The 21,291-nt window shown below is 76.3% G+C and carries 24 protein-coding genes and 1 riboswitch; of the genes, 14 read left to right on the forward strand and 10 right to left on the reverse strand.

Features of this window, described 5'->3' with window-relative positions; all coding sequences use genetic code 11:
- Position 1: 1 nt before the first annotated feature.
- Complete coding sequence (locus ACI784_RS15710; RefSeq protein ID WP_457014078.1) at positions 2-1,252, reverse strand: DUF6986 family protein; 1,251 nt, start codon at positions 1,250-1,252, stop codon at positions 2-4.
- A 45-nt stretch (positions 1,253-1,297) separates the two neighbouring features.
- On the opposite strand from ACI784_RS15710, the gene uraD reads away from it, so the two are divergent.
- Genes uraD through pucL form a run of 3 tightly spaced genes read left to right on the forward strand, consistent with a single transcriptional unit; the run spans position 1,298 to position 3,057 of the window.
- Positions 1,298-1,795 carry a 2-oxo-4-hydroxy-4-carboxy-5-ureidoimidazoline decarboxylase gene (gene uraD / locus ACI784_RS15715; protein WP_457014079.1) on the forward strand — a complete coding sequence of 166 codons (498 nt, stop codon included), beginning with the start codon at positions 1,298-1,300 and terminating at the stop codon, positions 1,793-1,795.
- A complete protein-coding gene (gene uraH / locus ACI784_RS15720; protein ID WP_457014080.1) occupies positions 1,792-2,109 on the forward strand; it encodes a hydroxyisourate hydrolase in 318 nt (105 codons plus the stop codon). Before uraD ends, uraH begins: the two co-directional genes overlap by 4 nt.
- Positions 2,110-2,169: 60 nt before the next feature.
- Positions 2,170-3,057, forward strand: coding sequence for a factor-independent urate hydroxylase (gene pucL, locus ACI784_RS15725; RefSeq protein ID WP_456924229.1), 888 nt, complete (start codon positions 2,170-2,172; stop codon positions 3,055-3,057).
- 117 nt (positions 3,058-3,174) lie between these two features.
- Here pucL and ACI784_RS15730 read toward each other — a convergent pair whose 3' ends face one another.
- The 5 genes from ACI784_RS15730 to msrA all read right to left on the reverse strand — a co-directional run bounded on the left by ACI784_RS15730 (position 3,175) and on the right by msrA (position 8,498).
- Complete coding sequence (locus ACI784_RS15730) at positions 3,175-3,660, reverse strand: hypothetical protein (RefSeq protein WP_457014081.1); 486 nt, start codon at positions 3,658-3,660, stop codon at positions 3,175-3,177.
- Positions 3,661-3,754: 94 nt separating this feature from the next.
- The gene (locus ACI784_RS15735) at positions 3,755-5,374 is read right to left on the reverse strand and encodes a methyl-accepting chemotaxis protein (protein WP_457014082.1); all 1,620 of its coding nucleotides are present in this window, start codon (positions 5,372-5,374) and stop codon (positions 3,755-3,757) included.
- 91 nt (positions 5,375-5,465) lie between these two features.
- Positions 5,466-6,554: a class I SAM-dependent methyltransferase gene (locus tag ACI784_RS15740; RefSeq protein ID WP_457014083.1), complete on the reverse strand. Its 1,089-nt coding sequence runs from the start codon at positions 6,552-6,554 to the stop codon at positions 5,466-5,468.
- 75 nt (positions 6,555-6,629) lie between these two features.
- On the reverse strand, positions 6,630-7,751 hold the full coding sequence (locus ACI784_RS15745; protein WP_457014084.1) for a class I SAM-dependent methyltransferase: 1,122 nt from the start codon (positions 7,749-7,751) through the stop codon (positions 6,630-6,632).
- Between the two features lie 93 nt (positions 7,752-7,844).
- Complete coding sequence (gene msrA, locus ACI784_RS15750) at positions 7,845-8,498, reverse strand: peptide-methionine (S)-S-oxide reductase MsrA (protein ID WP_456924233.1); 654 nt, start codon at positions 8,496-8,498, stop codon at positions 7,845-7,847.
- 100 nt (positions 8,499-8,598) lie between these two features.
- Between msrA and ACI784_RS15755 the strand changes: the two genes are divergently transcribed.
- Genes ACI784_RS15755 through ACI784_RS15765 form a run of 3 tightly spaced genes read left to right on the forward strand, consistent with a single transcriptional unit; the run spans position 8,599 to position 10,540 of the window.
- Positions 8,599-9,621, forward strand: a complete 1,023-nt coding sequence (locus tag ACI784_RS15755; RefSeq protein WP_457014085.1) for an NADP-dependent oxidoreductase — start codon at positions 8,599-8,601, stop codon at positions 9,619-9,621.
- A 29-nt stretch (positions 9,622-9,650) separates the two neighbouring features.
- Positions 9,651-9,854 carry a hypothetical protein gene (locus tag ACI784_RS15760; protein WP_456924235.1) on the forward strand — a complete coding sequence of 68 codons (204 nt, stop codon included), beginning with the start codon at positions 9,651-9,653 and terminating at the stop codon, positions 9,852-9,854.
- A complete protein-coding gene (locus ACI784_RS15765) occupies positions 9,851-10,540 on the forward strand; it encodes an alpha/beta fold hydrolase (protein WP_457014086.1) in 690 nt (229 codons plus the stop codon). Before ACI784_RS15760 ends, ACI784_RS15765 begins: the two co-directional genes overlap by 4 nt.
- 47 nt (positions 10,541-10,587) lie before the next feature.
- Here ACI784_RS15765 and ACI784_RS15770 read toward each other — a convergent pair whose 3' ends face one another.
- The 4 genes from ACI784_RS15770 to ACI784_RS15785 all read right to left on the reverse strand — a co-directional run bounded on the left by ACI784_RS15770 (position 10,588) and on the right by ACI784_RS15785 (position 13,489).
- Positions 10,588-11,604, reverse strand: a complete 1,017-nt coding sequence (locus tag ACI784_RS15770) for a 1-aminocyclopropane-1-carboxylate deaminase (RefSeq protein ID WP_457014087.1) — start codon at positions 11,602-11,604, stop codon at positions 10,588-10,590.
- On the reverse strand, positions 11,594-12,253 hold the full coding sequence (locus tag ACI784_RS15775) for a GntR family transcriptional regulator (RefSeq protein WP_457014088.1): 660 nt from the start codon (positions 12,251-12,253) through the stop codon (positions 11,594-11,596). Before ACI784_RS15775 ends, ACI784_RS15770 begins: the two co-directional genes overlap by 11 nt.
- A 151-nt stretch (positions 12,254-12,404) precedes the next feature.
- Positions 12,405-12,953, reverse strand: coding sequence for a GNAT family N-acetyltransferase (locus ACI784_RS15780; protein WP_457014089.1), 549 nt, complete (start codon positions 12,951-12,953; stop codon positions 12,405-12,407).
- 23 nt (positions 12,954-12,976) lie between these two features.
- The gene (locus ACI784_RS15785; RefSeq protein WP_457014090.1) at positions 12,977-13,489 is read right to left on the reverse strand and encodes a VOC family protein; all 513 of its coding nucleotides are present in this window, start codon (positions 13,487-13,489) and stop codon (positions 12,977-12,979) included.
- Positions 13,490-13,581: 92 nt separating this feature from the next.
- Here ACI784_RS15785 and ACI784_RS15790 point away from each other — a divergent pair, with 92 nt between their 5' ends.
- The 8 genes from ACI784_RS15790 to ACI784_RS15825 all read left to right on the forward strand — a co-directional run bounded on the left by ACI784_RS15790 (position 13,582) and on the right by ACI784_RS15825 (position 21,291).
- Entirely contained in the window at positions 13,582-15,039 is a 1,458-nt protein-coding gene (locus ACI784_RS15790; RefSeq protein WP_457014091.1) for an aminotransferase class I/II-fold pyridoxal phosphate-dependent enzyme, read from the forward strand.
- 4 nt (positions 15,040-15,043) lie between these two features.
- A complete protein-coding gene (locus ACI784_RS15795; RefSeq protein WP_457014092.1) occupies positions 15,044-15,760 on the forward strand; it encodes a Mut7-C RNAse domain-containing protein in 717 nt (238 codons plus the stop codon).
- A 108-nt stretch (positions 15,761-15,868) separates the two neighbouring features.
- On the forward strand, positions 15,869-17,161 hold the full coding sequence (locus ACI784_RS15800; protein WP_457014093.1) for an Nramp family divalent metal transporter: 1,293 nt from the start codon (positions 15,869-15,871) through the stop codon (positions 17,159-17,161).
- Between the two features lie 108 nt (positions 17,162-17,269).
- Positions 17,270-17,373: riboswitch (TPP riboswitch) on the forward strand.
- Entirely contained in the window at positions 17,371-17,988 is a 618-nt protein-coding gene (locus tag ACI784_RS15805; RefSeq protein ID WP_456924244.1) for an ECF transporter S component, read from the forward strand. Its footprint overlaps the riboswitch before it by 3 nt.
- A 71-nt stretch (positions 17,989-18,059) precedes the next feature.
- Complete coding sequence (locus ACI784_RS15810; protein ID WP_457014094.1) at positions 18,060-19,406, forward strand: ABC transporter ATP-binding protein; 1,347 nt, start codon at positions 18,060-18,062, stop codon at positions 19,404-19,406.
- Positions 19,403-20,170, forward strand: coding sequence for an energy-coupling factor transporter transmembrane component T family protein (locus ACI784_RS15815; RefSeq protein WP_456924246.1), 768 nt, complete (start codon positions 19,403-19,405; stop codon positions 20,168-20,170). Before ACI784_RS15810 ends, ACI784_RS15815 begins: the two co-directional genes overlap by 4 nt.
- Positions 20,171-20,206: 36 nt before the next feature.
- Entirely contained in the window at positions 20,207-20,740 is a 534-nt protein-coding gene (locus ACI784_RS15820; protein WP_457014095.1) for a DUF1697 domain-containing protein, read from the forward strand.
- 122 nt (positions 20,741-20,862) lie between these two features.
- Positions 20,863-21,291: an ATP-binding protein gene (locus tag ACI784_RS15825; RefSeq protein WP_456924248.1), complete on the forward strand. Its 429-nt coding sequence runs from the start codon at positions 20,863-20,865 to the stop codon at positions 21,289-21,291.

A 21,291-nucleotide genomic window follows, 5' to 3' on the forward strand; every position in this document is an offset into this window, starting at 1 on the left:
CTCACGAGGGGATGGTAGGTGGCCGAACGGCCGCGGCGCCCGTGTGGGACAGGACGGCGGAGCGCCCGGCGAGCCGGTCGAGCACCTCCCGGCCGACCCCCACCTCGCCGGCGTCGAAGGCGCCGCAGTCCAGCCCGCGCAGCAGCACCGCGGCCAGCGCCCGCGCGGTGGCGGGCTCGTCGAGGACGCCGCTCGCGGTGCGGTCCAGGTAGGCGGTCAGCCGCGCCTCGGCGTCCGGGAGGGCCGCCCGGGCGGAGGCGTACGTGACGACGTACCGGGTGACCAGCTGGGCGGGGTGCAGGTCCCAGCCCTGGTGCAGGCCCCGCTCGAGCGCCCGGCGCACCAGCCCGGCGTGCCGTCGCCAGGCGGCGTGCACCTGCTCCCGGGAGCCGACGGGCAGCAGGTTGCTGGAGCCGTCGACGGCGCGGGCCCCGGTGCCGGCGACGGCCACCTGGACCACCTGCTTGGCGAAGTCGGCCGCCGGGTGGTCGGAGGCCTGGGAGGCCGCGGGGACGCCGAGCGCGGCGGTGTAGTCGTAGGTGCCGAAGTGCAGCCCGGTCAGCCGGGGCCCGGCGGCGTGCACCATCGCGGCGGCGGTCACGGCGCCGTCGCGACCCACCACCGCCTGCGGGGTCTCGACCTGCAGCTCCAGGTCCAGCGCGACGCCGTGCGCGGCCTCGAGCGCGTCCAGGACCGGCAGGACGGCGCGCACCTGCTCGACGCCGGTGACCTTGGGCAGGGTGACGGTCGCGCGCGCCGCCACGCCCGCGAGGCCGCCGAGGAAGAGGTCGAGGCTGCGGACGCCGCGGCGCCGGGTGGCCTCCTCCAGCGAGCCCGCCCGGATGCCCACCGAGGGCGGCCCGCACCCGGTGGCGAGGTCCGCGGCCACCGCGGCCGCCGCCCGCCGCACGTCGTCGTCCTCCGCGTCGGGGGTCCCGCGGTAGCCGTCCTCGGCGTCCACCCGCAAGTCCTCGACCGGCTCGGTGGCGAGCTTCGCCCGGACCCGCGGGAGCACCTGCTCCACCAGGGCGGCGTCCAGGCCGAGGTCCGGGAGGCCGTGCTGGTCGAGGGCGGCGAGGGCCGCCGTCCCCCAGGCCGCGGCGAGGCCGGGCGTCACCGCGTCGGCCGGCACGTAGCAGGTGTGCACCGGCTGCCGGTCCCCGCGCTCGCCGGGGTAGTCGGCCCGCCGGGCGGCGTCCACCGGCACCAGCCGGCGGTCGAGCTCCGCGTAGACCGCGTCGTCGAGGCCCATCGGGCGACCCTGCCACGCCGACACCGCCGCTGGCATCCTCCCTCCATGGGAGCCCTCGACGACTTCAACGCCGAGACCGCCGACCTCGCCGTCCAGCAGCTGCGGGCCTGCAACGCCGCGCCACGCTTCGCCGCCGAGGTGGTCGCCGGCCGTCCGTATCCGGACGCCGACGCCCTGGTGGCCCGCGCCGAGCAGGTGGCCCGCGGCCTGCCGTGGGAGGAGGTCGAGCTGGCGATGGCGGTGCACCCGCGGATCGGCGAGCGGCCGGAGGGGGCGTCGGCCGAGGCGGCGGCCTCCCGCCGGGAGCAGGGCGCGATGGGCGGGGCGGACGCCGACACCCGGGCCGCCCTCGCCGAGGGCAACCGCCGCTACGAGGAGCGCTTCGGCCACGTCTTCCTGATCCGGGCCGCCGGCCGGTCGCCGGAGGAGGTGCTGGCCGAGCTGCACCGCCGGCTCGACACCGACGAGGAGGCCGAGCGGGCCGAGGCCACGGAGCAGCTGGCGCAGATCACGGCGCTGCGGGTGCGGGAGCTCGTGTCATGAGCGTGTCCACACACGTGCTGGACTCGGTGCGCGGCCGGCCCGCCGCGGGCATCACCGTCCGCCTCTACGCCGACGCGGAACTGGTCGCCGAGGGCGTGACCGACGCCGACGGCCGCTGCCGGCTGGTGGAGGGGGCCACGGGGGCCGGCACCCACCGGCTGGTGTTCGCCACCGGGCCGTGGTTCGCCGGGCAGGGGCGGGAGACCTTCTACCCGGAGGTCGTGCTCTCCTTCGACGTCCGCGAGCCCGGCGAGCGCCACCACGTACCCCTGCTGCTGGCCCCGTTCGCGTACTCCACCTACCGCGGCTCCTGACGGCCCCCTCCAGGGCACCGCCCCGAGCGTGCGAGGGGTGGGGAGGAGGGGGTCCTCTCTGTGCAACAGTCGCGCATGGGGATCCGGCTCGGACCGAACCAGTACGGCAAGGCGGAGGTCCGGGTGGTCGCCGTCGACCGCAGCGGTCCGCAGCACACGCTGGCCGACCTGACCGTCAGCACCAGCCTGCGCGGCGACTTCACCGCCGCGCACACGGCCGGCGACAACGCCCACGTGCTGCCGACCGACACCCAGAAGAACACCGTGCTGGCCTTCGCCCGCGACGGCGTCGGTGCGATCGAGTGCTTCGGCCTGCGGCTGGCCCGCCACCTCGCCGGCGCCCACCCGTGGATCACCGGGGCGCGGGTGGTGGTCGACTCCGCCGGCTGGGCGCCCATCGCCGTCGGCGGCCGGCCGCACGGGCACGCCTTCCGCCGCGACGGCGGCGAGGTGCGGACGGCGGTGGTGACGGTGGACGGGGACGACGAGCACGTGGTCGCCGGGCTGTCGGACCTCGTCGTCCTCAAGACCACCGGCTCGGAGTTCTCCGGCTTCCCGCGCGACCGCTACACGACGCTGGCCGAGACGCGGGACCGGATCCTCGCCACCGCCGTCACCGCGCGCTGGCGCTACACGGCCCTCGACCCGGACCCCGACGCGGTGTTCGCCGGCGTGCGCACCGTGCTGCTGGAGACCTTCGCCGCGACCCACTCCCTCGCGCTGCAGCAGACGCTGTACGCGATGGGCGAGGCGGTGCTGCAGCGGTTCCCCCAGGTCGCCGAGGTGCGGTTGTCGATGCCGAACCGGCACCACTTCCTGGCCGACCTCTCCCCGTTCGGGCTGGACAACCCCGACGTCGTCTACCGCGCCGAGGACCGCCCCTACGGGCTCATCGAGGGCACCGTGCTGCGCGACGACGTCCCGCCGGCCGACGCGGCCTGGTCCTGAGCTCCGGCGCCCCGGCCCCGTCGGGTTCCTGACCGCCGCAACGTCCTGTGCACACATCGTGATCCGGTGCGCTCCTGGACCACGATGTGGGCACGGAACGCGGCCCGGTCCTCGCCCCTAGTGCCCCGGACCCTCCACCCCGACGCCGCCGAACAGCACGGCGGCGTGGATGCGCAGGTCGGCGCCGCGCTCGTCCTCGGTCCGGGTGACGCCGGCGCCCTCGTCCAGGCCGATCCCGCCCACGCCACGGAAGGCCCACCACACCCGCCACCCGGCCGGCACCCGCACGCCCATGCCACCCATGAGCGCCCGCACGGTGAGGTCGATGCCACCGGGCACCCGCGGCAGCTCGGTCAGGTCGATCTCGGCACCGCCCATCACCAGGTCGACCCGCACCCGCGCCAGCTCGGGGTTGACCGGCCGCAGCTGCAGGCCGCCCACCGCGACCACGCGCCGGATGCCGGCGGTGCTCTCGTCGCCCTCGTCCTTGCGGCGGGCCACCAGCCGGCCGGTCAGCGCCACCGCCCCCTGCAGGGCCCACCAGCCCAGCAGCCAGGGCAGGACCTTGCGGAGGGCAGGCGGCAGCGCGCGCGGCGTCGTCATGGGCCCAGCCTGCCCGCCGTCCCCGCCGCGGCCCAGGGGGTGCGGCCCTGGCACGGCCGGCGGGCGTGGGCGACGAGCGCGCGAGGTCCTGACCTCAGTAGCGGAACCGGCCCACCGCGGAGCTCAGCGCCGCCGCCATGCGCGCGACCTCGTCCATCGCCGTCCGGGCGTCGGTCATGGCGCGGGTCGTGGCACCGGCTGCCCCGGCCACGGCGCTGATGTTCTCGGCGATCTGACCGGCGGAGACCGCCGCCTCGGCGACGTTGCGGTTCATCTCCGTGGTCGTCGCCGTCTGCTCCTCGACGGCGGCGGCGATCGTGCCCTGCGAGTCGTTGATCGCGCCGATGATGCGGCCGATCTCCCCGATGGCCCGCACCGCGCCGCCGGCGTCGGCCTGGATCGCCTCGACCCGCGCGGTGATCGTCTGCGTGGCCCGGGCGGTCTCCTGCGCGAGCTCCTTGACCTCGCCGGCCACGACGGCGAAGCCCTTGCCCGCCTCGCCGGCCCGGGCCGCCTCGATGGTGGCGTTGAGCGCCAGGAGGTTGGTCTGCTCGGCGATGGCGGTGATCACCTGCACCACGCCGGCGATCTCCCGCGAGGACTCCCCCAGCTTGGCCACGGTCGCGGTGGTGCTGTCGGCCACGGTCACCGCCTGCGCCGCCACGCGCGCCACCTCGCCGGCGTTGCGGGCGATCTCGCCGATCGAGGCACCCATCTCCTCCGAGCCCGCGGCCACGGTCTGCACGTTGCGCGACACCTGGCCGGCCGCCTCCGCGACCACGGCGCTCTGCTGCGCCGACCCGTCGGCCAGCCGGGTCATGTCCTGCGCGGTCACCGCGAGCTCCTCGGTCGCCGAGGCCAGCGTCGTCGTGGTGTCGCCGATGGTGCCCACCACGCCGCGGAGGTGCTCCAGCGAGGTCTCCAGGGCCGCCGCCATCCGGCCGACCTCGTCCCGGCTGGTGACGCCCGTGACGCCGCGCAGGTCACCGTCGGCCAGCCCGGCCAGGACCGCACCCACCCGGCGCACCGGCCCGACGACCGACCGCGTCACACCCCAGCCGAGCCCCGCCAGCACCAGCACCCCGCCGACCGCGACCAGCACGGCCAGCGTGATCGCCGTCCCCCGCTGCTCGGCGCTGGCCGCGGCCGCCGCCGTCGCCGCCTCGTGGACGGCGGCACCGACGGCCGGCAGCTCGTCCTCGAGGACGGCGAAGGCATCGGTGAAGGCCGGGGCGGCGGCGCGGGCGGCGGCCGGGTCGGTGCCGGCGAGGGCGACGATCCGGTGGGCGGTGGCGAGATAGGCGTCGACCGCCGGGAGGACCTCCTCGACGGCCGCGGCGACCTCGGCGTCCAGTCCGGCGCCGGCCACCGCGGCGAGCACCTCGCGCAGGGTGGCGTCGTGGGCGGCGAGGTCGGCCGCCGCCGTCCCGCCGGCCGGGCCGTCGAGCAGCGCCTGGAGCACGTCGCCCCGGACGGCGTCGTGCATCATGTCGGCCTCCAGCGCGGCGGCGGTGGCGCGCGTGGTCCCCAGCAGCTCGTCGGTGCGCTCGCCGGTCCCCCGCAGGGCCTGCACGGTGAGGACGGCGAAGGCCGACAGGACGACGGCCCCGGCGGCGACGAGGGCGGCGAGCTTGACGCCGAGCGGACGGTCCGACCAGAGGTTGCGCGCCATGGGGCACTCCTGCGTCGCGGCGATCGGCGCGGAGGTGCGCACCGTTGGCACCTCGATCGGCACGTCGGTGGAGCGACTACAGCGGAAGTGCTCCGATCTTCATGGACTTGTTCGTTCCGGAACGTGTCAGGGGTCACTCCACCAGCCGGTAGAACCGGAAGAAGTCGTTGTCGATGGGCAGCACCTCGATCCCGGCGAAGCCCGCCGCGCGCGCGTACCGCTCCAGCGTGGCCGGCCGCATGACCGTGCCGGTGCCCACCGACGGCCGCGTGGAGAGCCCGTCGGGCAGGCAGCAGGTCAGGCTGTAGCCGTACATCAGCCGTTCGGTCTCGTCCCCGGGCGCGGTGAACCGCTCGGCCACCCGCTCGTCGACCACGAGCACGGTGCCGTCGGGCCGGGCCATGCGCCGCATCGCGCCGAGGACGGCGACGGGGTCGGGCATGTCGTGGACGCACTCGAACGCCGTCACCAGGTCGTAGCCGCCGTCCTCCCCCGCGGTCGCGGCATCCCCGGCGGTGAACCGCACCCGGTCGGCCACCCCGGCCTGCTCGGCGTGGCGCCGGGCCTGCTCGACCGACGGCTCGTCGACGTCGAAGCCGTCCACGTGGGCCCCCGGGTACGCCCGCGCGATCCCGATCGCCGACCAGCCCATGCCGCAACCCACGTCGGCGACCCGGCCGCCGGCCCGCAGCGCCGTGTCGACCCCGGGCACCCGCGGGAAGTCCTCGGTCGCCATCGGCCCGAGGAAGTAGGGGCGGTTGGCGTCCCCCTGCGCCTCCCGGGCGTCGGGGCCCATCTCCGCCCAGCTCAGCCCGGCCCCGGTGCGGTAGGCCTCGCGCAGCCGCGGCAGGTTGCGCAGGAACGCCAGGGCCACGCGGGCGAACGGGGGCATGTAGGAGAGGTCCAGCTCGTCGACCAGCACGCCGCGGTACTCGGCCGGCAGCGTGTACCGGCGCGCGTCCGGCTCGGCCGCGACGTCGTCGACGGTCAGGATGCCGGCCACCGCCTGCTGCTCCAGCCACTCACGGGCGTAGCGGGCGGCGGTCCCGGTGCGCTCGGCGAGCTCGGGCGCCGTCGCGGGGGCGTCGGCCAGGGCGCGGTACCAGCCCAGCTCGACACCCAGCTCGACGGCGGCGAGCTCGAGGCTGCCCAGCACGCCGGCGAGGAGGCGCTCGGCGAGTGCGTCGGCGGTGCCCGCGGGCGGGGTCCCGGTCGTCGTCATGGCCCCGCACCGTGGCCTGCGCCGCGGAACCCCGGCCAGTGCCTTTGGCCCCGTCCAGAGAGGCGGCCGGCCCCCTCAGCGGCGGGTGGAGACGGTGACGGTGAAGCGGCGGTCGGACGCGGCCGCACGGGTGGGCCCGACCAGCCGGCGCAGCGCCGCCCGGTGCGGCAGCTGGTTGTTGTAGACCGTCCACAGCTCCCCGCCCGGGCGCAGCACCCGGCCGGCCGCGGCGAACAGCCGGTCGGCGGCGGCGGTCACGACGGCCGCACCCACGTGGAACGGCGGGTTGCACACGACGAGGTCGACGCTCGCGTCGGCGACGCCGGCCGCCGCGTCGTCCCGGGTCACCCGCACCCGGTCGGCCACCCCGTTGGCCTCGGCGGTGGCCCGCGCGGAGGCGACGGCGGCCGCGGACTGGTCGCTGGCGACGACGGCGAGCCCGGGCCGGGCGAGGGCCAGGGCGGTGGCGAGGACGCCGGTGCCGCAGCCGAGGTCGAGGGCGCTCGCCGCGTCGGGGGCGGCGCGCTCCAGCGTGGCCAGCAGCGCCCGCGTCCCGACGTCCACCCGCGTGCCGGCGAACGCCGCCCCGTGCGCGCAGACGGTCAGGCCGAGGTCGGCGTGCACCTGGCAGCGCGGGAAGGACGGCCGGACGCCGTCCCGGGGCCCGCGTGCGACGAGCAGGCGGGACTTCTGCCGCGCCAGCGTGGCGGACACGTCGGTGAACGAGGCCCGCAGGACGTCGTTCATCGCGTGGGTCATGTGCTTGACCCGCCCGCCGACGAGGAAGGTGACGTCCGGGTCGGCGGCGGCCGCGAGCTCGGCGACCTCGCGCAGCGCGTCGAGCGACTTGGGCGCCTTGGCCAGCACCAGCCGGGCGCCCGCGACCAGCTCCGGCGAGAGGAGCAGGGTCCGGTGGGCTCCGGTCAGGCCGGTGCGCTCGGCGTTGCGGGCCAGCGCCAGCTCACCCACCAGCAGGTCCTGGGCGACCCGGACGTCGCGGGCACCGGCCGCGACCGCGCCGAGGGTGAGCGCGCCGTAGGAGTCGTCGACGACGGCGACCTCGCCGGGGCCGGCCGCCGCGAGCGCCGCGGCCGCCTCGTCGAGCAGCAGGCGGTCGGTGGCGTCGACCGCGACGAGGTCCGGCGCCTCGACGTCCGGCTCCCGCCGCAGCTGCGCCAGCAGCTCACCCACGGACACGACACCCCCTCTTCGCCGAGATCGGCGATCTCGGCGGTGTACGGCCCGAGAACCGTACGAGATCGCCGATCTCGGCGAGACGGGCGCGCGGGTTCAGACGCCGGGCAGGCCGACCGGGCAGGAGACACCGGTCGAGTGGATCGGGCAGTACCCGTTGGGCACCTTGTGCAGGTACTGCTGGTGGTAGTCCTCGGCGTAGAAGAACTCGCCCAGCTGCGTGATCTCGGTGGTGATCTCGCCGTAGCCGGCCGCGGTCAGCCGCTCCTGGAACGCCTCCCGGCTGGCCAGCGCGGCGGCCTCCTGCTCCGGGCCGTCCACGTAGATCGCCGACCGGTACTGGGTGCCGATGTCGTTGCCCTGGCGCATGCCCTGCGTCGGGTCGTGGTCCTCCCAGAACACCTTGAGCAGCTGCTCGTAGGAGATGACCGCGGGGTCGAACACGACGAGCACGACCTCGGCGTGGCCGGTCCGGGCCGAGCAGACCTCCTCGTAGGTCGGGTTCGGCGTGTAGCCGCCGGCGTACCCGGCGGCGGTCGAGTAGACCCCCGGCGTCTGCCAGAACACCTTCTCCACGCCCCAGAAGCAGCCGGCGCCGAAGACGGCGGTCTGCAGGCCCTCGGGGAACGGCGGCTTGATGCGGTTGCCGTTGACCGCGTGCAGCTCGGGGACGTGCGGCAGGGGGTCCGGCCGCCCGGGGAGGGCGTCGTCACGGGACACCGGCTGGGTCTTGGCCCGGGAGAACAGCATGCCCCGAGCGTAGGCCCGTCCACCAACGGTCGGTTGTGCGTCACCGATCAGCGGCAGCAGGATCGAGCCCGGGGACGACGTCGACAGCGCAGGAGGGCCCGTGAGCACGACGACCCGCGAGTGGCACCTTGCGGCCCGGCCGCACGGCGAGCCGACGCCGGAGGACTTCCGGCTGGTCGAGGTTCCGGTGCCCGACCCGGCCGAGGGGCAGGTCGTCGTCCGCATGGTGGCGATGTCGGTCGACCCGTACATGCGCGGGCGCATGCGGTCGGGCCCCTCCTACGCCCCGCCGTGGGAGGTCGGCGAGGTGATGAAGGGCGGCGCCGTCGGCCGGGTGGTCGCCTCGCGCGCGCCGGAGCTGCCCGAGGGCACGCTGGTGCTCACCGACGCGGCCTGGCGGGAGGTCGCCGTCCTCGACGCCGGCGCGGTGCGCCGGCTCCCGTCGCTGACCGACGCCCCGCCGTCGTGGTTCCTCGGCGTGCTCGGGATGCCGGGCCTGACCGCGTACACGGGGCTGTTCCGGGTGGCCGGCTTCACCGCGGGCGACGACGTGTTCGTCTCCGGCGCCGCGGGGGCCGTCGGCAGCCTGGTCGGTCAGTTCGCCCGGCTGCGCGGCGCCGGGTCGGTCGTCGGCAGCGCCGGCAGCCCGGCGAAGGTCGCCTGGCTCACCGGCGAGCTGGGCTTCACCACGGCCTTCGACTACCACGACGGGCCGGTCTCCGAGCTGCTGCACGCCGCCGCGCCGGACGGCGTCGACGTCTTCTTCGACAACGTCGGCGGCGAGCACCTGGAGGCGGCGATCGGTGCCCTGCGGGTGCACGGGCGGGCCGCGCTGTGCGGCTCGATCTCCGGCTACAACGCGGTGGAGCCCCCGCCCGGCCCCCGGAACATGTCGCTCATGGTGGGCAGGCGGCTCACCCTGCGCGGCTTCCTCGTCGGGGACCACACCGACCTGCGGGAGGAGTTCACCGGCACGGTCGCGGGCTGGCTGCGCTCGGGCGACCTCGTCGTCCGGGAGACCGAGTACGAGGGCATCGAGAACGCCGTGCCGGCCTTCCTCGACCTCCTGCGTGGGGGCAACACCGGGAAGATGATCGTGCGGCTGGCGCCCGACCCTGACTGAGCGCGCGCCGTCCGGGGCAGTCTGGGGGCATGTGGCTGTTCCTGACCCGCCGCCTCCGCACGTGGCTGCTGCTCACCGTCGTCGTCCCGCTCACCACCGGCCTGCTGCGCCGGATCGGCCGCTCGCTGGAGCGCCGCACCGGGCCGACGCCGCTCACCCGCGGCCTGCTCCGCGCCGGGGACCTCGGCGACCGGGCGCGCGCCACCCTGCGCGGTGGGCGCCGGCGGCGGTGACCGCGGGCGACGTCCCGGCCCTGGAGCACGTCCCGGCGTCCGGCCCGGTCCGGGCGCTGGCGGTGTTCTGCCACGGGGGCACGGTCGCCAGCGTGGACCCGCCGCGGGAACGGGCGCTGTCGCTGCTGCGGATGCGGGCGATCGAGCAGTTCGTCCGCGCGGCGGGCGCCGACCGGGGGCTGGGCACCTACCTCCTGCGGTACCGGGTGGCCGGGTGGAACGGCCCGGCCGCCGACGCCTACGCCGACCTGCGGTGGACGCTGGAGGAGGTCCGGGCGCGGCACGGCGCCGACGTCCCGGTGGTGCTGGTGGGCCACTCGATGGGCGGCCGGGCGGTGCTGCGCGCCGGCGGGGACGCCTCCGTGCGCGCCGTCTGCGCGCTGGCCCCGTGGACGCCGCCCGGCGAGCCGGTGGAGCACCTGCGCGACCGCACGGTGGCGGTCCTGCACGGCCGGGGCGACCGCTGGGTGCCGGCGGCGCTGTCGGCCGACTTCGCGGCGCGCGCGTCGCAGGCCGGCGCCCGCATCGCGCGGTTCACCGTCACCGGCGGGCACAGCATGGTGCGGCGGGCGATGGTGTGGCACACGTTCGTGCGGGACGTCGTCCTGGCCGGCGCCGGGCTCGCACCGTGGCGGGCCGACCTGCGCGAGGCACTCGACCGCCAGGAGCTCGCCGTCCCGCTGTGAGCGGAGGCCGGGGGGCGAGGATTCCTCGCCCCCCGGCCTCCGGTAGCTCAGGAGAAGAGGGCGCTGTAGCCGTTGAGCGCGGGCTGCCCGCCGAGGTGGGCGTAGAGCACCGTGGACGACGGGTCGATCTCGCGCCGCCCGACGAGGTCGATCGTCGCGGCCATCGACTTCCCCTCGTAGACCGGGTCGGTGACCATGCCCTCGGTGCGGGCGGCCAGCTCCATCGCCGTGATCGTCGTCTGGTCGGGGATGCCGTAGATCCCGGCGTGGTAGCGCTCGTCGAGCTCGACGTCGTCGAGGGTCAGCTCGCGGCGCAGGCCGATCAGCTGCCCGGTGCGCTGGGCGATCCGCAGGACCTGGTCGCGGGTCTCGGCCGGCTTGGCGCTCGCGTCCACCCCGAGCACCCGCCGCGGCCGGGCGCCGTCCTCCTCGAGCTTGGCGAAGCCCGCGACCATCCCGGCCTGCGTGGAGCCGGTGACCGAGCAGACGACGACGGTGTCGAAGAAGACGCCGAGCTCGGCCTCCTGCGCGGCGACCTCCTCCGCCCAGCCGGCGAAGCCCAGGCCGCCGAGCGGGTGGTCCGACGCCCCGGCCGGGATGGCGTAGGGCTTGCCGCCGGAGGCCTCGATCTCCGCGAGCGCGGTCTCCCAGCTCTCCTTGAACCCGATGCCGAACCCGGCCTTGACCAGCCGGACGTCGGCCCCGGCCAGCCGGCTGATCAGGATGTTGCCGACCTTGTCGTAGACGGCGTCGGGCCAGTCCACCCAGCTCTCCTGCACGAGCACGCACCTGAGGCCCACCCGCGCGGCGACCGCGGCGACCTGCCGGGTGTGGTTGCTCTGCACGCCGCCGATCGACACGAGCGTGTCGCAGCCCTGGGCCAGCGCGTCGGCGACGAGGTACTCGAGCTTGCGGGTCTTGTTGCCGCCGAACGCGATGCCGGAGTTGACGTCCTCCCGCTTGGCCCAGACGGCGGCGCCGCCCAGGTGCTCGGTCAGCCGGTCCAGCCGGTGCACCGGCGAGGGGCCGAACAGCAGCGGGTAGCGGGGGTGGTCAGACAGCATCGGGGATCTCCTCGTGCAGCTCGGACAGCAGCGCCGTCCAGATCTCGGTGGTGGTGGCGACGGCGGCGTCGACGTCGGCGTCCGCGCAGGCGGCGATCAGGCGGTCGTGCAGGGCGACGGACTCCCGGCCGTGCGCGGTGGCGAAGCGCCGGCGCTCCAGCCGGCGGACGGCGGGGGTGAGCCGGGCGACGGTCGCGGCGAGCGCGCCGTTGCCGCAGCGGGCGAGCAGGACGGCGTGCAGGTCGTCGTCCGCGGCGAGCGCGGCGTCGGCGTCCCCCGCGGCGAGCGCGGCGGCGAACCGCTGGTTGGCCGCCCGCATCGCGGCCACGTCCTCCGGCGTCGTGGCGGCGGCGGCCTCCTGGGCGGCCAGCTCGTGCATCGCCCGGACGACGACGGCGGCGTCGCGGACCTCCCGCACCCGCAGCGGGGTGACCCGGGTGTGGCTCTGCGGTTTGGCCTCGACCAGGCCCTCGTCGGCCAGGCGGGCGAGCGCCGCCCGCACCGGGGCGACCGACAGTCCGAGCCGCGCGGCCAGTTCGGCGTCCTTGACCACGGCACCGGGCTCGAGGTCGCCGGAGACGATCGCCTCGCGGATGCGGGTCAGGGCGACGTCCCGCAGGAGGACGCGGCTGACGGGAGCGAGGGACACAACTGACATCTCAGATGTCAGACGCACTGCCGTCAAGGGGCTCGCCGGCCGCGGTCACCGTTCTGTGCACTCTCCGTGGCCTCAGGGGCCGGCAGCCCACGTCCTGTGCACAGACCGCGGGCCGGGCGGCAGGCCCGCGCCCCGGCAGAGATCAGGCGAAGATCGGCGCGGGGTCGTCGGAGAGCCGGCCCCACAGCAGCTCGTCGTGCTTGATGCCGTCGCCGTAGCGGTAGGAGCGGCGCAGCCGGCCCTCGACGGTGAACCCGGCCTTCTCCGCGACCCGCCCGGAGGCCGGGTTGTCCACCGCGTGGCACAGCTCCACCCGGTCGACGGCCAGCTCGGCGAAGGCCCACCGGCAGGCGGCGTCCACCGCACGGGGGGCCACCCCGCGGCCGCGCGCGGCGGGCATCGTCCAGTAGCCGACCGACGCGCCGGCCTGGACCCGGTCGATCGAGTGCAGCGACACCGAACCGAGCAGCGTGCCGGTGCCGGCGTCGACCACGGCCCAGGAGGCGTGGTCACCGGCGGACCAGTCGGCCCGCCGGCGCAGGAACGCCACGGCGTCGTCGCGGGTGGTGGCCGGGACGGCGTTCCACCGGCACAGCAGCGGGTCCTGCATCGCGGCCAGCACGTCGTCGGCGTCGTCCGCACGCCAGGTCCGCAGGCGCAGCGCGCCGGCGGTCAGCTCCACCGGTTCCACGGGGAGGCATCCTCCCCGACTGCTCAGGCCGGGACCGAGACCCCGACGCCGCCGCGCGTGTGGGCGCCGTAGCGGGCGATCTCGCGGTCGAGGTCCAGCGGCGAGGTCATCGCCGCACCCTCCAGCAGCTCCGGGGTGATGGCGTCTGCCGGCAGCAGCCAGGAGACCTCGAACTCCAGGCCGTCGGGGTCGTGGGCGTAGAGGGCCTTGGTCGTCACGTGGTCGGACATCCCGACCAGCGCACCGGCCTGCAGCAGCGCGTCGCGGATGCGGGCCAGCTCGGCGAGGGTGTCGACCTCCCAGGCCAGGTGGTACAGCCCGACGGTGCGCCGGCCGGCCTCCGAGGCCCCGGCGCCCGCGCCGATCTGGAACAGGCCCAGGTCGTGGTCGTTCGTCGACCCCTCCGCCTGCAGGAAGACGGCCGTCCCGGGGATCTCCGTCTTCGCCCGGAAACCCAGCACGTCCCGGTAGAAGGCGTGGCTGCGGGCGACGTCGCGGACGTAGAGGACGGCGTGGTTGAGGCGCTGGACCGGCATGACGGTGCTCCCTTGGACGGCTGCACCCCAGTCTGCGCGCAATTCGTTGACGTTTCAAGTATCAGTCCTGCCCGTCCGGGTAGGGGCACGCCATGGACCACTCACGCGTGCCCGTCCTCGAGGCCCTGCAGGAGTTCCGCCGCCGCGGCGACGTCGTCTTCGGCCCGCCCGGGCACAAGCAGGGCAGGGGCGCGGACCCGCGGGTGGTCGAGGTCGTCGGCGAGGGCGTCTTCGCCTCCGACGTCCTCTCGCTCAACGGGCTGGACGACCGCCGGGAGTCGCAGGGCGTCACCACCCAGGCCGAGGAGCTCATGGCCGACGCCGTCGACGCCGACAAGGCCTTCTTCTCCACCTGCGGCAGCTCGCTGTCGGTGAAGAGCGCCATGATCTCCGTCGCCGGCCCCGGCGAGGAGCTGCTGGTCAGCCGCAACGCGCACAAGTCCGTGGTGGCGGGGTTGATCATCAGCGGCATCCGCCCGGTCTGGGTGCACCCGCACTTCGACGACGAGCGGCACCTGGCGCACCCGCCGGAGCCCGAGGACGTCCGCCGCGCCCTCGCCGCCCACCCCGGCGCCAAGGGCATGCTGCTGATCACCCCGACCGACTGGGGCACCTGCGCCGACATCGCCGGTGTGGCCGAGGTCTGCCACGAGCGGGACCTGCCGCTGATCGTCGACGAGGCGTGGGGCGCGCACCTGCCGTTCCACCCCGACCTGCCGGCGTGGGGCATGGACGCCGGCGCCGACGTCGTCGTCACCAGCGTGCACAAGATGGGTGCGGCGGTCGAGCAGAGCTCGGTGTTCCACCTCAAGGGCTCCCGCGTGGACCCGGAGGTGCTCAAGCAGCGGGAGGACCTGCTGGGGACCACGAGCTCCTCGTCGCTGGTCTACCTGACCCTCGACGGGTGGCGGCGGCACATGGTCGAGCAGGGCGAGGAACTGCTGGGGACGGCGATCGAGCGGGCCGCGCGCATCCGGGCGGAGCTCGCCGCGATGCCCGGCCTGGCGGTCATGGGCCGGGAGGTCATCGGCACCGGCGGCGCCTTCGACCTGGACCCGCTGGCGATCACCGTCGACGTCCGGGGGCTGGGCATCACCGGCTTCCAGGCCGGGGACTGGGTGCGGGCCGCCTGCCACGTGGACCTCGGCGCGGCCGACACCTTCCGCGTCAACGCCCGCATCACCCACGCCGACGACGACGAGACCGAGAAGGCGCTGCTGGACGCGATGCGGGCCCTGGTGGACGGCGCACCGTCGATGGAGCGCCCACCGCGCGTGGACCTCCCGTCGCCGCAGGGCCTCGAGCTGGAGCAGGTGATGACGCCCCGGGAGGCGTTCTTCTCCCGCGTCGAGCAGGTCCCCGCGGCCGAGGCGGTCGGGCGGGTGGCCGCCGAGCTGGTCAGCCCGTACCCGCCGGGCGTGCCGGTGCTGGCGCCCGGCGAGCGGATCAGCCAGGACGCCGTGGACCACCTGACCACGGGGGTGCGGGCCGGGATGCTCGTCCCGGACGCCGCGGACCCGTCGATGGAGACCCTCCGCGTCGTCGCGTGAGTCGATGGCCGTCGTCGTCCGGGTGCCGCCGGAGCTGGCCTTCCTCCTCCGCCCGAGGGACCGCCCGTCCCGCGAGCGGCGGCTGGCCTTCGACCCGGACGCCACGCTGGGGCACGTGCTGCGGGCCGCCGGCGTCCCGCCGACCGAGGTGGGCGGGCTGCGGCTGGACGGCGTCCCGGCCCGGCCGGAGGACCGCGCGCACCCGGACGGCGTGGTGGACGTCGTCCCCGTGCCGCGGCCCCAGCCGGCCCCGCCCGGTGGCTTCCTGCTGGACGTCGGGCTGGGCGCCCTCGCCCGCCGGTTGCGGCTGCTCGGTGTGGACGCCGCGTGGTCCAACGACGCCGACGACCCGGAGCTGGTCGAGCGCGCGAACGCCGAGGGCCGGGCCCTGCTCACCCAGGACCGCGGGCTGCTCATGCGCCGGGCACTCGGACGCGGCGCCCTGGTGCGCGGCAGCCGGCCCGACGACCAGCTGGCCGACGTCCTCGACCGGTTCGCTCCCCCGCTGGCCCCGCTCACCCGGTGCACCGCCTGCGGCGCGCGCCTGACCCCGGTGGCCAAGGCCGAGGTCGCCGACCGGCTGCCGGCGGGCACCCGCCGCACCTACGACGAGTTCTCGCGCTGCCCGGCCTGCGACCGGCTCTACTGGCGCGGCGCGCACGCCCGCCGGATCGGGGCGGTCGTCGCGGCCGCCGAGCGGCGGGACGGCGGTACCGCGTAGGACAGCCTCACCTCGGCCCGCGGGGGCCACACGTTGGCCCCGGCGTGTCAGGGCGCGCGGGCACAGCGAGGAGCGCTCATCCACCCGTCGCACCGCTGCGAGGCCCCCGTGTACCTGTCGAAGACCGAGGCCGCCGTCCTCCCGACCACCCTGGTCGGCTCGCCGGATCGGAGGCCGGCCCCGGGCAGCCGCCGCCGGATCTGGCCGCTGCTGGGGCCGGCGTTCGTGGCCGCGGTGGCCTACGTCGACCCGGGCAACTTCGCGACCAACTTCTCCGGCGGCGCCTCGTTCGGCTACACGCTGCTGTGGGTGATCGTCGCGGCGAACCTCATGGCGATGCTCATCCAGTCGCTGACCGCCAAGCTCGGGCTGGCGACCGGCCGGGACCTGGCCACCCTCTGCCGGGAGAACCTGCCCCGCCCGGTCGCCCGGGGGCTGTGGGTGCAGGCCGAGGCGGTCGCCATCGCGACCGACCTGGCCGAGATCGTCGGCGGCGCGGTGGCGCTGTACCTGCTGTTCGGGGTGCCGCTGCCGGTCGGCGGGGTCATCACCGCCGTCGTCGCGTTCGTGCTGCTCGCGGCGCAGTCCCGCGGGCACCGGCCGTTCGAGCGGGTGATCGCCGGGCTGCTGCTGGTCATCGGCCTGGGCTTCGGCTACACGCTGGTCAGCTCCGGCGTCGACGCCGGCGGGGTCGCGGCGGGCATGGTGCCGTCGTTCTCCGGCTCGGAGAGCCTGCTGCTGGCCACCGGCATCCTGGGCGCCACGGTGATGCCGCACGTCATCTACGTGCACTCGGCACTCACCCCCGGCCGATACGGCGACGTCGTCACCGCCGGGCGCACCGAGAGCGGCCGCCGCCGGCTGCTGAAGGCCCAGCGGATCGACGTCCTCGTGGCCATGGGCCTGGCCGGGCTGGTCAACGCCGCGATGCTGGTCATCGCCGCGCAGCTGTTCACCGCCGACGACGGCATCGCGTCGCTGGAGAGCGTGCACGCCGGGCTCGGCGACCAGCTGGGCACCGGCGCGGCGCTGGCCTTCGCCGTCGCGCTGCTGGCCTCGGGCTTCGCCTCCTCCTCGGTCGGCACCCACGCCGGGCAGGTGGTCATGGCGGGGTTCCTGCGCCGCTCCATCCCGGTGCTGGCCCGTCGGCTGATCACCCTCGCCCCGGCGCTCGCGGTGCTCGTGCTGGGCGGGGACCCGACGACGGCGCTGGTCTGGTCGCAGGTGGTCCTCTCCTTCGGCATCCCGTTCGCGCTCGTCCCGCTGCTGTGGCTGACCTCCCGCCGCGCGGTGATGGGCTCCTGGGTGAACCGGCCGGTCACCACGGTCGCCGGCGCGGTCGTCGCGGCGCTGATCATCGGGCTCAACGGGCACCTGCTCCTGGGCTTCGCCCTCGGCTGAGGCGCCTTCCCGCCGATCATGGCGTCGTGACCACTCCGGAGCCGCCTCCGGTGGTCACGGCGCCATGATCGCGTGTTCGGCGAGGGGCTACGCTGGGCGGCACAACCGAACACACAGCAGGGGAGCGCTTCGGCGCTGAGAGTGCGGGATCCCGCAGACCCTCGAACCTGATCCGGGTCATGCCGGCGCAGGGAGTCTGGAGGAAGACCATGGCCGAGCAGGCCGTCCGTCCGTCGTCGGCTGCGCCCACCCGGGGGCGTCCCAGCCGCTGGCGCACCGTCGACATCGTCGTCACCGCCGTCCTCGGCGTCGCCTTCGGCGTCGTCTTCTGGGCCTGGGGCCTGCTGTGGGCGGGCACCGGGGCGGCGTTCGCCGCCTTCCCGCCCGGGCAGGCCTTCATGTACGGCGTCTGGCTGGTCCCGGCGGTACTCGCGCCGCTCGTGGTCCGCAAGCCGGGCGCGGGGCTGTTCGCCGAGCTGATCGCGGCCGTCGTCTCCGCGCTGCTCGGCTCCGCCTGGGGGACGACGACGATCGTCTACGGCATCCTGCAGGGCCTGGCCGGCGAGGCCGGGTTCGCCGCGTTCCGGTACCGCTGGTTCGGCTGGGTGCCGGCGCTGCTGTCGGCGGCGCTGGCCGGTGCGATGGCCGCCGTCCTCGACCTCCTCTACTACTACCCGGACTGGACCGGGGGCTGGAAGACGACCTACGTCGTCCTCGTCGTCGCCGGCACCACGGTCGTCGCCGGCGTCGGAAGCGTGCTGCTCACCCGGGCGCTGGCGGCCAGCGGCGCCCTGTCGTCGTTCGCCTCCGGCCGCACCCGGCACTGAGCGGCACCGGCCCGGCCGCCGTCGCGCTGGCCGGGTGGGGTTTCCGGCACGCCACGCGGCGGGCCTGGGCGGTGCGGGACGTCGACCTGCGGATCGACCCCGGTGAGCGGGTGCTGCTCACCGGCGCCTCCGGGTCGGGCAAGTCGACGCTGCTGCGGGCGCTGGGCGGCCTGCTGGACCCGGAGAGCGGGGACGCCGACGGCGTGCTGACCGTCGACGGCGCCCCGCCCGACCGGCGGCGGCAGCGGGTCGGCATGGTCTTCCAGGACCCCGACGCGCAGCTGGTCATGACCCGCGCCGGGGACGACGTCGCGTTCGGGCTGGAGAACGCCGGCACGCCCCCCACCGTGATCTGGCCCGCCGTCGACGCGGCGCTGGACGCGGTCGGCTTCGACCTGGGGCGGGACCGGCCGACCGGGGCACTGTCCGGCGGGCAGAAGCAGCGGCTGGTGCTGGCCGGCGCGCTCGCCCCGCGGCCCGGGCTGCTGCTGCTCGACGAGCCGACCGCCCAGCTCGACCCGGCCGGCGCCGCGCTGGTCCGCGGCGCGGTCACCCGGGCCGTCGCCGGCCGCGGCGCCACGCTGGTCGTCGTCGACCACGACGTCGAGGCGTGGCTGCCGCTGGTGGACCGGGTCGTGGAGCTGCTGCCGGGCGGGGGGACCGTCGAGCACGGTCCCGGGTGGACGCCGGCCCCGCTGCGGTTCCCCGACCGCTGCCCGCACCCGCCCGGGGAGCCGTTGCTGGCCGCCGAGGCCGCCGGGTACACCCACCGGGAGTCCGCCGTCCCCGCGCTGCCCCCGACCGACGCCGTCCTGCGCGCCGGCCGCACCCTGGCGGTGACCGGCCCCAACGGCACCGGCAAGTCCACGCTGGCCCTGCTGCTGGCCGGGCTGCGCGCGCCCACCACCGGACGGGTGGCCGCTGCGCCGGTGCTCACTGCGGGCCTGCGCCGCCCCGGCCGGCCGCCGTCGCGCTGGCCGGCGGCGGAGCTGGTGGAGCGGATCGGGACGGTGTTCCAGCACCCGGAGCACCAGTTCCTCACCGGCCGGGTGCGCGACGAGCTGTCCCTGGGGCCGCTGCGGTCCGGTGCGGGCGCCGCGCAGGCCCACGCCACCGCCGAGGAGCTGCTCGAGCGGCTCGGGCTGGCCCCGCTGGCCGAGGCCAACCCGTTCACGCTCTCCGGCGGCCAGCAGCGGCGGCTGTCGGTCGCCACGGCGCTGGCCACCCGGCCGCGGGTGCTGGTCCTCGACGAGCCGACCTTCGGCCAGGACCGCGACACCTGGGCCGAGCTGGTCGCGCTCCTGGCCGAGCAGCAGAACGGCGACCGGGCGCTGTGCCTGGTCACCCACGACGCCGCCGTCGTCGCCGCGCTGGCCGACGACGTCCTCCCCCTCGGCGCACCGGTGGCCGTGCCGTGACCGCGCCGCTCGCGCTCGGCCCGGCCCGGCCCGTCCCGCTGTCGGCGGTCAACCCGGTCGCCCAGCTGACCGCCATCGCCCTGCTCACCGCGGTGCTGCTGGTCAGCGGCGACCCGGTCACCCCCGCCGTCGTCCTCGCCGCGGAGCTCGCCCTGTTCCCGGCCGCCGGGCTCACCCGCCCCCGGGAGGTGCTGCGCCGCACCTGGCCGCTGCTGCTGAGCGCGGCCGGCGTGGCGTGGGTCAACGTCGCCTTCGGTGCGCTGGACGGCGCGGCCGCGTGGCTCAGCGGCGCCACGTGGGGGCTGCGGGTGGTGGCGCTGGCGCTGCCGGGCGTGCTGCTCGTGGCCTCCACCGACCCGGTGCGGCTGGCCGACGCGCTGACCGTGCACTGGCGGGTGCCCACCCGGTTCGCCTACGGTGCCCTGGCCGCGCTGCGGCTGGTGCCGCTGCTGGCCGCGGAGTGGGAGACCATCCGCTCGGCCCGCCGCGCCCGGGGCGTGGCCGCCGGGGCGAACCCGGTCGCCGCGGCCCGGCTGCTCACCGGCACCGCCTTCGCCCTCCTGGTGGCCGCGCTGCGCCGCGGCACCCGGCTGGCGACCGCCATGGACGCCCGCGGCTTCGACTCCGGGGTACCGCGCACGAACGCCCGCGGGTCGGTGCTCCGGCGCAGCGACGGCTGGTTCGTCGCCGCCGCGGCCGCGGTCTGCGCCGTCGCGGTGGGGGCCAGTGTCGCGCTCGGCACGTGGGACCCGCTGCTCGGCTGACCGGGATCCGGCGTCCGCGCCGCTACGGTGCCGATCGTGGGCACCCGCTACGTCGTCCTGCTGCGCGGCGTCAACGTCGGCCGGGCCCGCCAGATCGGGATGGCCGACCTGCGGGAGGTCCTGACCGCCCGCGGCCACGGGGACGTGCGCACCCACCTGCGCAGCGGCAACGTCGTCCTGGACAGCCCGCTGGGCGAGGCCGAGCTGGTCGAGGACGTCGAGACGGCGGTGCGTGAGCGGTTCGGCGCCGCGGTGCCCGTCGTCGTCCGGACCGGGGCGGAGGTGGCCGCCGTCGTGGCCGCCGACCCGCTGGGCTCGGTGGCCACCGACCCGGCCCGGTACCTGGTGACCTTCCTGCCGCGGGCCCCCGACCCCGGGCGGGTGGCGGCGCTGCCGCCGGCCGACTCCGGCGAGTACCGGGTCACCGGCCGGGAGCTGTTCCTGTGGCTGCCCGACGGCATCAGCAACACCCCGCTGGGCGCCTGGAAGTGGGACACCCTGCTCGGCGTGGCGGGGACCGGACGGAACTGGAACACCGTCCGGAGACTGGCCGAGATGGCGGCCGTGTGAGACCGGTTACAGACAGGTTTAGCGGCTCGCCGCCGGGCGTATACGCAGGTGTTCGGCGCGCCAGCGGGCCGGGCACCGCTGCGCCTGCCGGGCGATGTCGAGCACGTGAGGGGACCATCGGCGTGACACGGGAGACGGCCCGGCCGATCTGGCCGTCCGCGACCCCACCGCCTGCCTGCGAGGCCCTGACCTGGGAACTCGTCGCCGTCGCGGAGCTGCCCGGCGTGCGCGCCGACCTGCGCCGGCACCTCACCGCGGCCTGCCCCGGGCTGGCCGACCTGCGGGACCGGCTGATCCTGGCCCTCGACGAGATGGCCTCCAACGCGCTGCGCCACGGCGGGGGCCACGTCCGGGCCGCGGTGCGCACCACCGGCGAGGGCTGGCTGATCGAGGTCTCCGACGCCGCCGTCAGCACCCCGCCCTCCCCCGCGGTGGGGCGCGACCCCAGCGAGGGCGGGCTGGGCCTCTACCTGATCGCCGAACTGGCGACCGCGCACGGCTGGTACACCGCCGCCGGCGCCAAGCACGTGTGGGCCGTCCTGACCCCCTGA

It is taken from the genome of Geodermatophilus sp. SYSU D01186 (assembly GCF_054050215.1).

Bases quoted from the DNA above. Each gene is read 5' to 3' on its own strand.
- uraH (WP_457014080.1), top strand. From the start codon at position 1,792: ATGAGCGTGTCCACACACGTGCTGGACTCGGTGCGCGGCCGGCCCGCC.
- ACI784_RS15710 (WP_457014078.1), bottom strand. From the start codon at position 1,252: ATGGGCCTCGACGACGCGGTCTACGCGGAGCTCGACCGCCGGCTGGTG.
- ACI784_RS15790 (WP_457014091.1), top strand. From the start codon at position 13,582: ATGGACCACTCACGCGTGCCCGTCCTCGAGGCCCTGCAGGAGTTCCGC.
- ACI784_RS15770 (WP_457014087.1), bottom strand. From the start codon at position 11,604: ATGCTGTCTGACCACCCCCGCTACCCGCTGCTGTTCGGCCCCTCGCCG.
- ACI784_RS15740 (WP_457014083.1), bottom strand. From the start codon at position 6,554: ATGACGACGACCGGGACCCCGCCCGCGGGCACCGCCGACGCACTCGCC.
- ACI784_RS15760 (WP_456924235.1), top strand. From the start codon at position 9,651: ATGTGGCTGTTCCTGACCCGCCGCCTCCGCACGTGGCTGCTGCTCACC.
- msrA (WP_456924233.1), bottom strand. From the start codon at position 8,498: ATGCTGTTCTCCCGGGCCAAGACCCAGCCGGTGTCCCGTGACGACGCC.
- ACI784_RS15730 (WP_457014081.1), bottom strand. From the start codon at position 3,660: ATGACGACGCCGCGCGCGCTGCCGCCTGCCCTCCGCAAGGTCCTGCCC.
- ACI784_RS15805 (WP_456924244.1), top strand. From the start codon at position 17,371: ATGGCCGAGCAGGCCGTCCGTCCGTCGTCGGCTGCGCCCACCCGGGGG.
- uraD (WP_457014079.1), top strand. From the start codon at position 1,298: ATGGGAGCCCTCGACGACTTCAACGCCGAGACCGCCGACCTCGCCGTC.
- ACI784_RS15785 (WP_457014090.1), bottom strand. From the start codon at position 13,489: ATGCCGGTCCAGCGCCTCAACCACGCCGTCCTCTACGTCCGCGACGTC.
- ACI784_RS15795 (WP_457014092.1), top strand. From the start codon at position 15,044: ATGGCCGTCGTCGTCCGGGTGCCGCCGGAGCTGGCCTTCCTCCTCCGC.